17 protein-coding genes are annotated in these 15,423 nt (G+C 64.1%); 15 read left to right on the top strand and 2 right to left on the bottom strand.

All coding sequences use genetic code 11. From position 1 onward, the window contains the following. The first annotated feature begins 119 nt into the window (after positions 1–119). The 3 genes from AC1DVR_RS01130 (at position 120) to AC1DVR_RS01120 (ending at position 1,489) form a co-directional block, all read left to right on the top strand. A complete protein-coding gene (locus AC1DVR_RS01130; RefSeq protein WP_477998677.1) occupies positions 120–305 on the top strand; it encodes a hypothetical protein in 186 nt (61 codons plus the stop codon). A gap of 169 nt (positions 306–474) precedes the next feature. Then, positions 475–900 carry a glyoxalase superfamily protein gene (locus tag AC1DVR_RS01125; RefSeq protein ID WP_477998676.1) on the top strand — a complete coding sequence of 142 codons (426 nt, stop codon included), beginning with the start codon at positions 475–477 and terminating at the stop codon, positions 898–900. A gap of 76 nt (positions 901–976) precedes the next feature. Further along, positions 977–1,489 (top strand): DUF1294 domain-containing protein, encoded by a 513-nt coding sequence (locus AC1DVR_RS01120; RefSeq protein WP_477998675.1) that lies wholly within the window; start codon positions 977–979, stop codon positions 1,487–1,489. Here the strand turns inward: AC1DVR_RS01120 and AC1DVR_RS01115 are convergent, their stop codons facing one another. After that, a complete protein-coding gene (locus AC1DVR_RS01115) occupies positions 1,490–3,499 on the bottom strand; it encodes an aldo/keto reductase (protein ID WP_477998674.1) in 2,010 nt (669 codons plus the stop codon). Positions 3,500–3,622: 123 nt separating this feature from the next. Continuing rightward, positions 3,623–4,489, bottom strand: a complete 867-nt coding sequence (locus AC1DVR_RS01110; protein WP_477998673.1) for a branched-chain amino acid aminotransferase — start codon at positions 4,487–4,489, stop codon at positions 3,623–3,625. A gap of 141 nt (positions 4,490–4,630) precedes the next feature. Between AC1DVR_RS01110 and AC1DVR_RS01105 the strand changes: the two genes are divergently transcribed. The 12 genes from AC1DVR_RS01105 to AC1DVR_RS01050 all read left to right on the top strand — a co-directional run bounded on the left by AC1DVR_RS01105 (position 4,631) and on the right by AC1DVR_RS01050 (position 15,365). Continuing rightward, positions 4,631–5,131: a MarR family winged helix-turn-helix transcriptional regulator gene (locus tag AC1DVR_RS01105; protein WP_477998672.1), complete on the top strand. Its 501-nt coding sequence runs from the start codon at positions 4,631–4,633 to the stop codon at positions 5,129–5,131. Next, entirely contained in the window at positions 5,128–5,829 is a 702-nt protein-coding gene (locus AC1DVR_RS01100) for a response regulator (RefSeq protein WP_477998671.1), read from the top strand. The genes AC1DVR_RS01105 and AC1DVR_RS01100 overlap by 4 nt, the downstream gene beginning before the upstream one ends. A 277-nt stretch (positions 5,830–6,106) precedes the next feature. Beyond that, positions 6,107–6,394, top strand: coding sequence for an STAS domain-containing protein (locus tag AC1DVR_RS01095; RefSeq protein WP_477998670.1), 288 nt, complete (start codon positions 6,107–6,109; stop codon positions 6,392–6,394). Further along, a complete protein-coding gene (locus tag AC1DVR_RS01090) occupies positions 6,391–6,765 on the top strand; it encodes a response regulator (RefSeq protein WP_477998669.1) in 375 nt (124 codons plus the stop codon). Before AC1DVR_RS01095 ends, AC1DVR_RS01090 begins: the two co-directional genes overlap by 4 nt. A gap of 1 nt (position 6,766) precedes the next feature. Continuing rightward, positions 6,767–9,001 (top strand): chemotaxis protein CheA, encoded by a 2,235-nt coding sequence (locus AC1DVR_RS01085; protein ID WP_477998668.1) that lies wholly within the window; start codon positions 6,767–6,769, stop codon positions 8,999–9,001. Then, a complete protein-coding gene (locus AC1DVR_RS01080; RefSeq protein WP_477998667.1) occupies positions 8,988–9,452 on the top strand; it encodes a chemotaxis protein CheW in 465 nt (154 codons plus the stop codon). Before AC1DVR_RS01085 ends, AC1DVR_RS01080 begins: the two co-directional genes overlap by 14 nt. Further along, complete coding sequence (locus AC1DVR_RS01075; protein WP_477998666.1) at positions 9,449–10,414, top strand: CheR family methyltransferase; 966 nt, start codon at positions 9,449–9,451, stop codon at positions 10,412–10,414. Before AC1DVR_RS01080 ends, AC1DVR_RS01075 begins: the two co-directional genes overlap by 4 nt. Next, positions 10,411–10,797, top strand: coding sequence for a response regulator (locus AC1DVR_RS01070; RefSeq protein ID WP_477998665.1), 387 nt, complete (start codon positions 10,411–10,413; stop codon positions 10,795–10,797). The genes AC1DVR_RS01075 and AC1DVR_RS01070 overlap by 4 nt, the downstream gene beginning before the upstream one ends. 13 nt (positions 10,798–10,810) lie before the next feature. Next, on the top strand, positions 10,811–11,188 hold the full coding sequence (locus AC1DVR_RS01065) for a hypothetical protein (protein WP_477998664.1): 378 nt from the start codon (positions 10,811–10,813) through the stop codon (positions 11,186–11,188). 178 nt (positions 11,189–11,366) lie between these two features. Continuing rightward, on the top strand, positions 11,367–13,742 hold the full coding sequence (locus AC1DVR_RS01060) for a methyl-accepting chemotaxis protein (protein ID WP_477998663.1): 2,376 nt from the start codon (positions 11,367–11,369) through the stop codon (positions 13,740–13,742). Positions 13,743–13,791: 49 nt separating this feature from the next. Further along, positions 13,792–14,835 (top strand): chemotaxis protein CheB, encoded by a 1,044-nt coding sequence (locus AC1DVR_RS01055; protein WP_477998662.1) that lies wholly within the window; start codon positions 13,792–13,794, stop codon positions 14,833–14,835. Continuing rightward, positions 14,832–15,365: a chemotaxis protein CheD gene (locus tag AC1DVR_RS01050; protein ID WP_477998661.1), complete on the top strand. Its 534-nt coding sequence runs from the start codon at positions 14,832–14,834 to the stop codon at positions 15,363–15,365. Before AC1DVR_RS01055 ends, AC1DVR_RS01050 begins: the two co-directional genes overlap by 4 nt. Positions 15,366–15,423: the final 58 nt, after the last annotated feature.

Raw genomic sequence — 15,423 nt, 5'->3', positions numbered from 1 at the left:
GGCGATTTCCGCCGACCCGGGCCCCTTCGGTCGGCGGAAAGCCTGGGCGCGGCCCGGCACGGCGGTAGGAGAATCCGCCAGGCCGTGCTAGGGTGAAGGCCCACACAGGAGGGGTCCACATGACAAAACATCTGGCCGATCACCGCAAACCTTCCAGCTCGCAACGCCTCAAGCAATTCCTGCGCATCGCGCGCGACCGTTCCGAAACCGCCTTCCACGCGGTTTGGCAGCGCCAGAGCCCGGCGACGGATCAGGGCCGCCGCCTGGTCGAATTCGCGCGGATCGAGCGCGGGCGCGAGGTTTGAGGGCGCCACGTTGACGCAAGGCCGCGAAGCTTCTATGTCAGGCGGCAGGGCATCCGGTCCCTGCCGCCTGCAATCTTAGTGAAACCGGGGAAGATACCCAGCGCAACCTGATCTCCTCGGGACGCATCGGCAACGCAGGCCCCGGCGCAGACGTCCCTCAGGACAGGCCATGACCCCACTTCCCAATCTTGACGCCGCCAAGGCGCAAGCCCGCCATCTCCGCGCCGACCTCGCCACCCGCGGGCGCGAGATCAGCCATTCCGCCGCTTTGGAGCTGATCGCCAAAAGCTACGGCCAGCGCGACTGGAACACCCTCCACGCCGCCATCGGCAACGCACCCCGTCCGCCGGTCCACTTGGGCCAGATCGTGCCGGGGCGCTACCTCGGTCAAACCTTCCTCGCCGAGGTCATTGCCCTGCGTGAGGTTGCGGAAGGCCTCTACGAAGTGACCCTGGACCTCGAGACACCGGTCGATGTCGTGACCTTCGACAGCTTCTCCAATTTCCGCAGCCGGCTGCGCAAGGTGATCGGGCGCGAGGGACGCTCGCCCGACCAGACCTCGGACGGGGCACCGCATCTGATCCTGTGGGCGTAGGGTCGGCGCAATTTCCCTCAAACCGGCACGGGTTTTCCGCAATCCTGCCGCGATCACCGGGCAGGGAGGAGGCATGATGACAGATGCCCTTTCCCTCCAAGGCCCGTTGGCCCTTCTGATCGCAAGCCTTGTCGGCTGGTTACTGCTGGTGAACCTGCTGACCTTCGTCGCCTTCTACGTCGATGCGCGGCGGGTCGAGGCGGGCGAGATGCGGCTGCCGGCGTTTCAGCTGCTGCTGCTGTCCCTGCTCGGCGGCTGGCCGGCCGCCAAGGTCGCGCAATTTGCCTTCGGCTCTGCCACCCGTCCGCGACCCTTCGGCCTTCTGCTGAACCTGTCGATCCTGCCGGTCCTGGGCCTCGTCGGCTTTGGGATGGCGCAGGATCTGGGCCTCGTCGACATGGCGAGCAAGGCCGTGGCTTCTGTCCTGCCCACCGCCGCCGAGGGCGAGACCGAGGCGGCAGCGCCGAAACCGACGCTGCACAAGATGGGCCAGAACGCCGCCCCCACGGCCAGTTCGGTCACCGCCAAATCCGACCTGCCGAAGCGGATCGGCCCGGCCTCCAAAACCTCGGCCTGGCAGTCACGCTAGCTAGCGGGCGTCTCGCTCCAGGTTCAGCCACAGAACCTCGGCCTCGGTCAGGGTCAGCGCCGCGCCCGGCAGGGTCGAGACGATTTCCCCCGGCGAACGCGGGCCGATCAGCGCCAGAGAGGGGAAGCTCTGGTTCAGCACCCAGGCCGTCGCGATGTTATGCGCGGTGACGCCCTTTTCGGCGGCGAGGGCCTCGGCCCGGCGGCGCCGTTCGGCATTGGCGGGGCTGGCAAAGCAGGTCTCGGGGGCGGTCTCCTCGGGCAGGCGGTGGCGGAGCCCCTCGGGCAGAAAATAGCCCCTCGCCTGGGAGGACCAGGACAGATGCGCTACCGAACCCTTGCGCAGGAAGTCTAGCGTTTCCGGCGAGTTGGAGGTGATGCAGCCCGGCCAAAGCGGCTGCTCCATCACGGCAAGGGAAAGGTTGTTGTTCAGTATGCGGAAGGGCTCCAGCCCGTTTTTTCCGGCATATTCATTGGCTGCGGCCAGGCGGGCGGGCGTCCAGTTGGAGCCGCCGAAGATGCCGATCTTGCCAGCCCGTTTCAGCGCGTTCAGGGCCTCGACGAACTCACCCACCGGGACCTCGGGATTGTCGCGGTGCAGGATGTAGATGGGTGCTGCGTCCAAGCCCAGCCGGTCGAGACTGATCGCCAGCTCGGCACCAATGGCGCGGGGGGTGCAATAGGGGGTGTGGCCGCCTTTGGCGATGACGACGACCTCTTTCACCACGCCGCGCGCGGCGATCCATTCGCCAAGGATCTTCTCATGCAAGCCGCCGCCATAGACAAAGCCGGTGTCGAAGGCGTTGCCGCCGGCCTCCATCCAGGCATCCCAGGTGATCGCGCCCTCAGCCAGAGTGTTGCGGTTGTCACAGCCAAGGATCAGCTTGGAGATGGGCTGCGCCACGCCCTCCAGCCGAATCATCGGCATTGGCGGCAGGGCCTTGGGCAGCACGCCAGGCAGGATGCGGTTGGTTTCAGGACGCTCGGCGAAGGTCTTGTAGCCGACCTCGGCCCGCCAGCGGTCGAGCGTTTCGTTGTTGCCGATGGAATCGGCATGGCTCGGCGCGGGAGTGGTCGCCTGCAGGGCGCCCGACGCGATGGCTTTCGAGACATAGTCCGCCTCGAAGGCGAAAAGCATCCGCGGGTCGCGCAGGGTTTCGGTCCGCGTGCTCTCGCCCACCGTGATGTGGAAGGTCGTATCCGAAGGCCCGGCGTTGCGGCCCGGAACCCAGGGGTCGTCGATCACGATCTGCCCCTTGGAGCCGGTGATGATCGCCCGGTTGTCCATCACCCGGCAGACCGCCACCGCAATCTCGGCGACAAAGCCCGATGCGAAGGTCAACAGCCCATGCGAGACGGCATCGACCCCGGTTTCCGCCAGAACCCCGGTGCCCTTGACGCTGATCGGGTTGGCAAAGGGCTGCCCCACCGCCGCTCCCGCGATCAGCCGCGACAGCGAGACGGGATAGCCGCCGACATCCAGAATCCCGCCGCCGCCAAGCGCCATTTCATAGAGGCGCGAGCCGGGCTCGTAGGGGGCGTTGAAGCCGAACTGGGTGCGGATGTGCTGCAGGCTGCCGATCTCGCCCGAAGCGATGATCTCCAGCACGCGGGCCATCTGGGGATGGCAGCGGTACATGAAGGCCTCCATGAAGAAGCGGCCTTCTTGCGCTGCGACTTCAGTCACGGCGATCACCTCGGCGGCATTCATCCCGGCCGGCTTTTCGCAAAGGACGTGTTTGCCCGCGCGCAGGGCGGCGATCGACAGTTCGGCATGTTGCGGATGCGGGGTCGAGATATAGATCGCGTCGACTTCCGCGTCGGACAGGATCGCCGCCGTCGTGGCATGGCGATGGGCGGCAGGGATCGCATAGGCGTCGCCGAAGGCATCGCGCCGCCCCGCATCTCGACCGGCCACCGCCACCAGTTGGCCCGCGTCCGTCTGCGCCAGCCCGTCCGCATAGTTATGCGCGATGGCGCCCGGACCGATGATCCCCCAACGAATGGTCATGACGTCCTCCTGCTTGTTGGGCCTTTGGTAGCAGCCCAGCCCCACAGCAAGAAGGCTAATCTTTTGACAAAAGGCGCGACGCCTCCGGTAGGATGGGCAATGCTGCCCATCCTGTAGAAGGTGTCAGGCCCGGACGAGCGCTTCGTAGGCGGTGGCGATGCGCTTGGTCAGCTCGCCCACCTCGAACATGTGCTCGCCGATCTGGCCCACCGGGGTGACCTCGGCCGCGGTGCCGGTCAGCCAGCATTGCTCGAAGCTTGCCAGCTCTTCCGGCAGGATGTGGCGTTCGTGGACCACGATCTGCATGTCCTTCAGCATCCCGATCACGGTCTGCCGGGTGATGCCGTTCAGGAAGGCGTCGGCCATCGGCGTATGGACCTCGCCGTTCTTCACGAAGAAGATATTCGCCCCGGTCGCCTCGGCCACATAGCCGCGATAGTCGTACATCATCGCATCCGAACAGCCCTTGGCCATGGCCGCATGCTTGGACATGGTGCAGATCATGTACAGACCCGAGGCCTTGGCCGCCGAAGGGATCGTCTCGGGCGAAGGCCGCTTCCACTTGGAAATGTCGAGCTTGGCGCCCTTGAACTTCGCATCACCGTAATAGGCGCCCCATGTCCAGCAGGCTATGGCCAGCCGCACCGGATTGGCCAGGGCCGCAACCCCCATCTCTTCACCAGCCCCGCGGAAGGCGATGGCGCGGACATAGGCGTCGGTCAGGCCATTGGCGGCCAGAACCTCGGCCTTGGCGGCGTCGATCTCGGCGGCACTATAGGGGATCGGCATGTCGAGAAGCTCGCCCGATTTCAAAAGGCGCTCGGAATGCTCGGTCGATTTGAAGATCTTGCCGTTGTAGCAGCGCTCGCCTTCAAATACGGAAGAGGCATAGTGCAGCGCATGGGTCAGGATATGGACCTTGGCCTCGCGCCATTCCACCAGCTTGCCATCCATCCAGATGAACCCGTCACGATCGTCATATCCTGCCATCTCAGCCTCCGCTTTTGCAAATGTTGCGCCAGATCGGTCCGCTTCGGACATAATGTTGCGCAAAATCGACGCCGGGCTAACAGTTATGTCTTGGAATGTCAACAAGGCTGACGTAAATTCCCGGCAACGAAGGAGTGACCCATGGCCGAACCATCCGCCGGCGGCGAAAATCTGCTGTTCCTCACCGACGAGCAGCTGCGCAAGGGGATCGAGGCGATGTTCTTCGCCTATCGCGGCTTTACCGCCGATCCCGACCGCATTCTGGAAAAGATGGACTATGGCCGCGCCCATCACCGGGCCATCCACTTCATCAACCGCGCGCCGGGGCTGACGGTGTCCAGCCTGCTCGGCATTCTGGGGGTGACGAAGCAAAGCCTGAACCGGGTGCTGCGGACGTTGTTTGACGACAATCTGGTCGAGGCGCGGGTCGGCAAGACTGACAAGCGCGAGCGTCGCCTGCATCTGACCGAGAAGGGTCTGGCGCTGGAACGCGCCCTATCGGATGCGCAGCGCGCCAGGATGCGCGCCGCCTACCGCGCCGCCGGGCCCCAGGCGGTGCAGGGCTTCCGTACCGTTCTGGAGGCGATGATGGACCCCGAAATGCGCCGGCAGTATCTTGGCCTGCGGGAGGACGTGACATGAACGATCTGCAGGCCCATCTTCTGGTGGTAGATGATGACGAACGCATCCGCGGCCTCTTGCAGAAATTCCTGATCCGCAGTGGTTTTCTGGTGACCACCGCCCGCAACGCCGATCAGGCGCGGCGGCTGATGACCGGGTTGGATTTCGACCTTCTGGTGCTGGACGTGATGATGCCCGGCGAGGACGGCATCAGCTTCACCCGCGATATCCGCAAGCACCTGGCGATCCCGGTGCTGTTGCTGACCGCGCGGGGCGAGGCCTCCAACCGGATCGAGGGGCTGGAGGCCGGGGCGGATGATTACCTCGTCAAGCCCTTTGAACCAAAGGAACTTTTGCTGCGGATCAACGCGATCCTGCGTCGGGTGCCGCAGGTCAAACCTTCGGAAATCGGGCCGAAGCACTTGCAGCTTGGTGCCGCCCGCTACGACCCCGAGCGCGGCGAACTCTGGCGCGGCAACGAGCTGATCCGCCTGACCGCGACCGAGGCGCAGCTGATGCGTATCTTTGCCGCCGCCCCCGGCGTGCCCGTCGCGCGCGAGCGTCTGACCGGCGACATGCCCAAGGAAGCCACCGGCGGGCAAGAGCGCGCCGTCGATGTCCAGATCACCCGCCTGCGCCGCAAGATCGAGGATGACCCGCGCCAGCCGCGCTATCTGCAAACCGTGCGCGGCGAAGGCTATATGCTGCAACCCGACTGATTTCCGCCCCGCGGCGGCCTGATTCTGCCCGCTGCGGGCGCTGAAAAACCGGGCCGAAATCGGGCGGCCCGGGCGCGGGATTGCTGACCCGCCGCACCGAAGCCTCGCCTTTTAACCAATTTACCCTGCGTTCCGGAGGCCGCGATCGCCTGCGGACCCTTTCGGCCATTCCAGCGAAACCAATTCTTAAGCGCAGCGGGCTATCCGATAGGGAGCCCGGGTCAAAACGGGCTCCGGATCCCATGAAACATTCGCGGATTGTACCTGAGAGATGCCCATGACGCGTGACTGGAAACTTTTCGAACCACAGGAGCGGTTGAGCATCACTCGCTCCGAACCCCTGATGAGCTTTCTGGAGGGGCATGGCGACCAGTCGGTCCGCATCTCGATGCGCCATCAGAAGCGCCCCGATTCCCGGGTTGTTCAGGTGCTTTTGACCGCGGACCGCGCCTGGAAAGGGCGTGATCTGGGCTTTGATGTCTCCGATTTGCCGCCCCGGCTGGTGCAGGATTTCACCCGTCTCGGGCTCAACGCTGAAAACACTGGCTGGAGTGGTTTGAAATGACGCTGAAAGTACTTGCCATCGATGATTCCAAGACAATCCGCGAACTTCTGCGCTCGGTCATGGAGGAGGCGGGGTTTGATTTCGAATCGGCCTGCGATGGCGTTGAAGGGGTCGAACGCTATGCCGAGGTGCGCCCGGATGTGGTGATCACCGATATCAACATGCCCAACATGGACGGCTACGGCGTGATCGACGCGATCCGCCATGGCGACATCGACAATCAGGTGCCGATTCTGGTGCTGACCACCGAAAGCGGCGACAAGCTGAAAGCCCGCGCCCGCGATGCCGGGGCGACCGGCTGGATCGTGAAGCCCTTTGACGACGTGTCGCTCGTTTCGGTCATCCGCCGGGTGACGGGGATGGTGGCGTAAGATGAGCAACCCGATCCTCGACACCTTCTTTGAAGAGACGGAGGAGCTGCTTGAATCGCTCGCCGAGGGGCTCGAGTCGATGCAAGGGGCCGAGTTCGACAAGGAAACGCTCAACTCGGTCTTTCGGGCCGTTCATTCGATCAAGGGCGGGGCCGGGGCGTTCAAGCTGACCGACCTCGTCAACTTTGCCCATTCCTTCGAAACCGTGCTGGATGCGGCAAGGTCGGGCACGCTGGACCTGACGCCGCAAACCATCCACACGCTGATGCGCTCGGCCGATTGTCTGGCCGATCTGGTCGATGCCGCCCGCAGCGGCCGCACCATCGCCGAAGAGGTGACCTCGGGCTTTCTGACCGCCCTGCAGGCCTGCCTGGGCGAGGGCGAGATCGAGGCCGTCGATGCCTGGGACAATTTCGAATTCGCCGCCGTCACGCTGGACATTCCGGGGATCGCAGACGCCCCCGCGCCCGGACTGCTCGCTCTGCCGGAGGTTGAACCCGCGGCGCCGGCGGAGGAGCTCCCGCAGGTCCAGATCGGCTTCCAGATCGAATTCCGCCCGCGCGCGGCTCTTTACAGCAACGGTCACGAGCCCGCCCTGCTGTTCGCCGCGCTCAGCGAACTGGGCCAGATGACCAGCATGCTCGACATGTCCCAGCTTGGCACCTGGCAGGATTTTGACCCAGCCGAACCCAGGCTGAACTGGAAGGTGGAACTGCGCACCGATGAAAGCGAGACCGTTGTCCAGGATGTCTTCGAATTCGTCCATGGCCTCTGCGATCTGACAATCATGCCCCTGATGGGCCCCCCGCCCCAGCCCGACACGGGCGTGGATCTGCCCGACCCGGGGCCGCAACCGGCCAGCGAGCCTGTCAAACCGGGGCCAAACCCCGCCATGGCCGGCCTGTTCAGCGATGGCCCGCTTGGCGCCCAACCGGCGTTCAAGATCGCGGTCCCTGTGCAGCCCAAGACCAAGACCGACCGTAACGAGGACGGCTCCGAGGCGAAGGGGCCGAAGGCCACCCTGCGGGTGGATCTCGACCGGGTGGACAGGCTGATCAACGCGGTGGGCGAATTGATCATCAACCAGGCGATGATCGCTCAACGCCTGCAGGACATGACCTCAACCCATGACGACGACCTCGTCATGCATATCGAGGATTACCGGCTGCTGGCGCGCGACATTCAGGAAGGCGTCATGGCCATCCGCGCCCAGCCGGTGAAATCCCTGTTCCAGCGCATGTCGCGCATCGTGCGTGAGGCGGCCGATGCGACCGGAAAAATGGCCGAACTCGTCACCTCGGGCGAGGGCACGGAGGTCGACAAGACGGTTGTCGAACGTCTTGCCGACCCTCTGACCCATATGATCCGCAACGCGGTTGACCACGGGCTTGAAAGCCGCGAGGCGCGGGCGACCACGGGGAAATCGCCGATGGGCACGATCCGCCTGTCGGCCTCGCACCGGTCGGGCAGCGTGATCATCACGGTCAAGGACGATGGCGCCGGCCTCAACCGCCCCAAGATCCTGGAGATCGCCAAGCGCAAGGGTCTGGTTTCGCCCGATGCGGATCTGAGCGATTCCGAAATTGACCAGCTTCTTTTCATGCCGGGCTTTTCCACTGCCGCCACGATTTCAAACCTTTCCGGCCGCGGCGTCGGCTTGGACGTCGTGCGCAACGCGGTTCAGGCGCTGGGCGGGCGGATCTCGATCGCCACGGCGCCCGGACAGGGCACGGAATTCACCATCATGCTGCCGCTGACGCTGGCGGTGATGGACGGCATGGTCGTCACGGTGGGCGGGCAGACCCTGGTGGTGCCGATCACCTCGATCATCGAGACGATCCGCCCGCTGCCGGGCGACTTGCACCGGATCGGCACGGACGAGACGCTTCTGTCGATCCGCGGCCGGATGATCCCCGTGGTCGATGTGGCGCGCAGCCTGGGCTTCCCCTCGGCCGGCACCCAGGAAGCACCGCTTTTGCTGCTGGTCGAATCCGAAAGCCTTGGGGAGTGCGCGCTGGTCGTAGAATCGGTGCAGGACCAGCGCCAGGTCGTGATCAAGAGCCTGGAAAGCAACTTCGGCTCGGTACCCGGCGTCTCTGCCGCGACGGTTCTGGGCGACGGGCGCATTGCCCTGATTCTTGACCCCGATGCCATCGCCGGGGGCCGGGTGTCTTCGACCTATCAAATGCCCAACATCCTCTCGAACGCGGGAAGGACCGCCTATGCCAATGCTTGAAGATATCTCCAAATCCGAGGTCGAGTTCGTCACATTCTCGGCCGGCGAGCAAAGTTTCAGCATCGAGATCACACAGGTGCGCGAAATTCGCCGGTGGAGCCCGGTGACCGCATTGCCGCATGCACCGCATGAGGTGCTGGGCGTGATGAACCTGCGGGGCTCCGTCATCCCGATTTACGATCTGGCGGCACGCTTCGGTCTGGGGCAAACCCCGGAAAACCCGCGCAATGTGATCGTGGTGGCCATGCATGGCGGTCAGACGGTGGGCCTGCTGGTCGAGGCCGTTTCCGAGATCCTTTCCGTGCCGCGGGAGCAGATTCAGGAAACCCCCGACATCCGCTCTGAAATGGCACGGCAAAGCATCACCGGCGTCATCCCGATCGAGAATGGCATGACGCGGGTCATCGACCTCGGGGCGGTTCTGCATCCGGGCGGAAAGGCCGTTGCATGAGAGAGGCAATCTCCCCCGTGCAGCCGCCGGGTCCGGACCCAGACCGCTCGCGGGAGCGTCTGCAGTTCACGGATGCGGATTTCGCGGTCATCGCCGATCTGGCGATGCGCGATTTCGGCCTGCACCTGACGCTGGCGAAGCGCGATCTCGTCTACTCCCGCCTGCTCAAGCGGTTGCGGAGCCTGGGGCTGGAGCACTTCCGTGACTATTGCAGCCTGCTGACCAGCCCGCAGGGTGAAGATGAACGCATGGCGATGCTGTCCGCCCTGACCACCAATGTCACTCACTTCTTCCGCGAGGATCATCACTTCAAGTTGCTGCGCGACGTGGCGCTGCCACCGCTGATCAAGTTGGCGCGCGAAGGGGGGCGGGTGCGGATCTGGTCGGCCGGGTGTTCGGCCGGGCAAGAGCCCTATTCGCTGGCCTTCACCGTGCTGAACCTCTGCCCCGAGGCGGCCAAGCTGAACCTGCGCATCCTGGCCACGGATGTCGATTCCGAAATCCTCGCCAAGGCCAAGGCGGGCATCTACCCGGAGGAGGAACGCAAGGCCATTCCCGACGCCCTGCGCAAATTCATCGAGCCGGCCAAGTCCGGCTATTTCTCGATCGGCGCCGCGGCGCGCGAGTTGATCACCTTCGGGCGGCTCAACCTGATTGAGAACTGGCCGATTTCCGGCCCGTTTCAGGTGATCTTCTGTCGCAATGTCGCGATCTATTTCGACAAGCCGACGCAGGCGCGGCTCTGGGCGCGCTTTGGCGAGTTGATGTCGCACCAGGGCCATCTGTGCATCGGCCATTCCGAAAGGGTGGCGGGACCTGCCGAACAGATGTTCCGCGCGGTGGGCGTGACGGCCTATCAACGCACGGCCGCGGGATCGGGCGCACGACAATCCCGCCCCGAGGCGGCCACCACCTCTATCTCTCCAGACTTTTCTGACCGCCAAGAAGGACATGCCAAATGAGCCTGCGCGATACCATTCGCATCACCGTGATTGATGACATGTCGGTCAGCCGAGCCCTGATCACCCAATCGCTCGAAGAACTGGGGATCACGAAGTACCAGACCGAGAATGACGGGCGAACCGCCCTTGGCAAACTGGTGGCGGCCCCCGTCCACCTGGTCCTGTGCGACATGAACATGCCGGGCATGAACGGGCTGGAACTGTTGCATGCGCTGCGCAACAACAAGTCGACCGCCCGCATCGGCTTCATCCTGATCACCGGCCAGCCGACGCCGGAGCTTTTGCGGATCGGACAGGAGCTGGGTCTGAACAACCTGATCCGGAAGCCTTTCACAACCGCCACGATGAAAGCCTCGATCGAGCGCGTCGTGGGCCCGCTGTAACCGGAGGGCCAAGATGAAAGAACCCCTGCCGCCCCTGCTGGAACGCACTGCCGCAATCCTCGCAGACAGTGCGCAACTTCTGCTTCAGATCGAGGACAGCATCACGCCGCTCTTGGCGAAATCGCCGCTCACGGTGGAAGCTTCCGCCACGGCGGCCACGTTCCGCGCCAGCGGGGTGTCTTTGCAGAAGATCGACCTTCTGAGCCAGACGCTGGAGGATCTTTCGTTTTGGCTCAATGATTTGGCGCAGGAGAGCCGGCATCATGTCAGCGGCACGCTGTTGCCGGAGGCGGCCATGACCCGGCTGCGATTGGCCGACTTGCGGCTGCGCCTGCACGGGCACAGCCTGCCGCAGGAAGACGGCCTCAGGTCCGAGCCACTGCTGTTCTAGAAGGCCGGCGCCGCATCGCCCGTCCGGAACCAAACCGCGATTCTGGAAGGCGCGGGCCTTTTGAAGAATCGCTCTCATTAAACTGGCCTTAAATGCCTGACTGCAGAATGCCGAAAAAGAAGATGCATCGCGCCGTCGGCCAGACCGGGCCAAGCCAGACCGGCCAAGAGGGAATAAGATGATTAATTTCGGTTCCATTCCGTTGAAGACCAAGCTTCCGGCCGCGATCGTCGGGGTGGGTCTGTTGATGTCTGCCGTTGTTGGAACGGTGGGGTATTTCGAGCTCAGTTCCCTGGCGACGCATGATGCTGAATTCGCGATCCTGAGCACGCTGAAAGCCCGAAAATCCACTGTCGAGAATTACTATGCCGAAGTCGGCCGCGATCTTCTGGACATGGCAGGCAGCCCTGTAACCCTTTCGGGCTTCCGCAGGCTTGAAATGGGCTGGAAGGCGCTTGGCGCGAACCCGGCCGACGCGCTGACTTCGGATTTCATCACCAACAATCCCAATCCAGTCGGCAAACGGATGGAGCTCGACAGTGCAAGCACGCCAAGCCCCTATAATGATCAGCACGCCCAGTTTCACCCGACCTTTCGGAAATGGGCGCAACTGCACGGCTATTACGACTCCTTCCTGATTGATCTGGATGGCAATGTCATCTTCTCCGTCGACAAGGAATCCGATTTCGCCAGCAACCTGGTCTCTGGCCCCGAGGCGAAAGGCCCGCTTGCGGCGGTGTTCAAGGCCGCAAAATCGGACACTTCGCCGCGGGTGCACTATGCGGATTATGCAAAATATGGCCCTTCCGCGGGCGCACCGGCCTCTTTCGCGGCCAAATCCATCCTTGCGGAGGATGGCAAGGTGGTTGGCGTTTTCGCGGTCCAGATGTCGGATCACGCCTTGCAGGACATCGTGGACAGTCCGGTCGGGCTGCGCAAATCAGAAGAGATCACCTTGATCGGCGCCGACGGGACCGCGCGGACCTCCTCACGGTTTGGCGCGCGCTACAGCGTGCTTGACCCGCTGCCCAACCTGCCGCCCATCGACAGCAGCGCCCAGGCCGCCCTTGTGCCCGAACGCCACGTCAAGCTCAACTCCGGCGAGATCGGCACGGCGGTGGCGACGGGGGTGAAGATTGATGGATTGGATTATCGCATCCTCGTCGAAGTCGCCGACAGCGAGACCTATGCCAACGTCAATGCCTCGGTGAACCACCTGATCCTGTGGAGCCTTGCCGCGGCGGCACTGCTTGCCGTTCTGGGCACCTTCGCCGCGCGCACGATCACCGGCCCCATCGTGCGCGTCAGTTCGGCTATCCGCACCATCGCCAGCGGCGACCTTGCCACCGAGATCCTTGAAACGGATCGCAATGACGAGGTCGGCGACATTGCGAAATCCCTCGATGCGCTGCGCGAAAAACTCGCGCTCAACGAGGCTGAGCAGCAGGAACGCCAAGGCAAGGCGGAACATGCCAAACATGTCGTGACGCAGCTGACGACCGGGTTGCACAACCTGTCCTCGGGCAATCTGACCCATACGATCGACACCGATTTCGGTGAATACGAAAGCCTGCGCCAGGACTTCAACCAGGCCAGCGGGCGCCTGTCAGAGACGATGTCCCTGGTCGTTGAAACCTCGGAAAGCATCCGCTCCCGCGCCCGCGAGATCAGCCAGTCCTCGGAAGACCTGTCGACGCGGACCGAAACCCAGGCGGCAACCCTGGAGGAAACCGCTGCGGCGCTTGATGAATTGACCGCCTCGATCCGCTCGGCCGCGGAAGGGGCGAAAGAGGTGGAAGGTATCGTCAAATCCGCCCGAGCCGAGGCCGAAGAAAGCGGCAAGGTCGTCCAGGGCGCGGTCAGTGCAATGACCGAGATCGAGAATTCCTCCGACCAGATCTCGCAGATCATCGGTGTGATCGACGATATCGCCTTCCAGACCAATCTTCTGGCCCTGAATGCCGGGGTCGAGGCGGCGCGGGCCGGCGATGCCGGGCGCGGCTTTGCTGTCGTCGCTTCGGAGGTGCGGGCCCTTGCGCAACGGTCTTCTGCCGCCGCGAAGGAGATCAAATCCCTGATCAGCGCCTCGACCCAACATGTCGGGCGTGGGGTTGAACAGGTGGGGCGGGCCGGTGATGCCCTGGCCAATATCGTGAACCGCGTCGGTCATATTTCGACCCTGGTCTCCAACATCGCCTCGGCCGCCGCGGAGCAATCGACCGGTCTGGCCGAGATCAACGTCGGCATGTCGCAGCTGGATCAGGTCACGCAGCAAAATGCCGCCATGGTCGAGGAATCGACGGCCGCCAGCCAGTCGATGAATCAGGAGGCGTCCGGGCTTTCGGAACTTGTGGCCCAGTTCCAGGTGAAAGCCTCGATCATGCGTCCGCCGGTGAAGGCTCCGCGTCCGATCGTTGAAAACCTTGAGCTCCGGCGCAGCGCCCACGAGGCCGCACCGAAACCCGTCAAGGTCAGGGAGGTCATGGCCCCTGTTTCCCCCGCACCCCAGCGGAGCCAGCCCGCGAGCGCCAATGGCATGTGGCAGGATTTCTGATCCCGTTTGTGCAAGTCACCCGAAGGCCGGGATTCGGTAGGAGAGAATGGTGCCAGACCTTACAGTGATCATAGCGGGCGGAAATCCTGCGATGCGCATCAAGCTGATCAAAGCACTTGATGCGGTGCCGGGCTTTCGCGTGATCAGCCAGGCTTCGGACCTGCCCGCAACCTATACGGCGGCAGAGGCGATGGAGCCGGACATGGTCCTGATCGCCCGGGAGCTGACCCAATTGCCAGAATTCTCCCTCATGCGGTCGCTGTTTCGGGCCCTGGAGGCGCGGTGGATCACCGTGGATCACCGGGGGTTGAGCGGGTCGGGATTGATCCCGCCGGTCAATGCCGAAACCGCCAATGACTTTCCCGCCATTGATACAGCTTTGGCGCCTCAGGCCATTTGCGCGCAGATCTCGGCGGCGATGCGGCGGGTGGCGCCGCGCCCGCAAGCCCCGGTCGCCGGGCCGGTTACCGCCACGGCACGCAGCACCGGGGCCTTCCGCGCCGGAAAGCTGATCCTGATCGGCGCTTCGACCGGCGGCGTGGATGCCCTGTTGGCAGTCCTGTCGGCCCTGCCGGTCGATTGCCCGCCGGTTGCCGTTGTGCAGCACACCGGCCAAGGATTTTCCGAAAGCCTGATTCGGCTGCTCGCCCGCCGCACCAATGCCGTGGTCGAGGCGGCCCAGGACGGGATGGAGCTGCGTCCGGGGCGGGTCTGCGTCGCGGCCGGATGTCCCGGGCATATGAGGCTGCGGTCCAACAAACCTTATCGCATCGCGGTGGAACCCGGGCCGCTCGTGTCGGGTCATCTGCCCTCGGTCGATGCCCTTTTCCACTCTGCCGTTCCGGTGGCCTCGCATGTGGTGGCCGCCCTGTTGACCGGCATGGGCCGCGACGGGGCCGAGGGGTTGCTCGCCCTGCGCAAGGCCGGGGCCATCACCCTCGGACAGAACGAAAGCTCCAGCGTTGTCTATGGCATGCCGCGGGCGGCGTTTGAAATCGGCGCCGTGCGTCAGCAGTTGCCGCTGCCGGAAATCGCGGGCGCCATCCTGCGGGCCTGCGCCCAGAACTCGGAAAAAGGACGCGTTGCATCATGACCGTGATCACAGAGGGAAAGCTCGTCTACGTCGTACAGGGCACCTATTATGTGTCCTCCCATGCCGAAACCTCGCTCTCGACGGTGCTGGGGTCCTGCATCTCGGTCTGCCTGTTTGACACGGTGGGGGCGATCGGCGGGATGAACCACTTCCTGTTGCCAGCGGGCCGGGGCACCGATTCCGGGCATATCCGCTTTGGTGTCAACGCGATGGAAAAGCTGATCAACGAGTTGTTGAAGAACGGCGCCTCCAAGGCGCGCCTGCAGGCCAAGGTCTTCGGCGGCGCCCGCATGTCGGCGACGCTCACCGATATCGGGCGGCAGAATGGTGCCTTTGCCCATAGTTTTCTGGCCAATGAGGGGATTCCCATCGTCGCGGAAAGCCTGGGGGGTGTGCTGGCCCGCCGCGTCATCCTGCGGCCCACCACCGGACAGGTGAAGCTGCTGTTCGTCAAGAACGACGAGGTCGAGCTGAACGAGGTGCCGCCGCCGCGGGCACAGGCGCAATCGGGCAGCGTCGATCTGTTCTGACCGGGGGCGCGCGGTTGCGCCGGGGCGGCCGGCAAGGCCGTCCCCCTCTTGCGGAGGC

This window comes from Rhodobacter sp. P2_H5, assembly GCF_056403335.1.
This window is presented reverse-complemented; position numbering and strand designations above follow the sequence as displayed.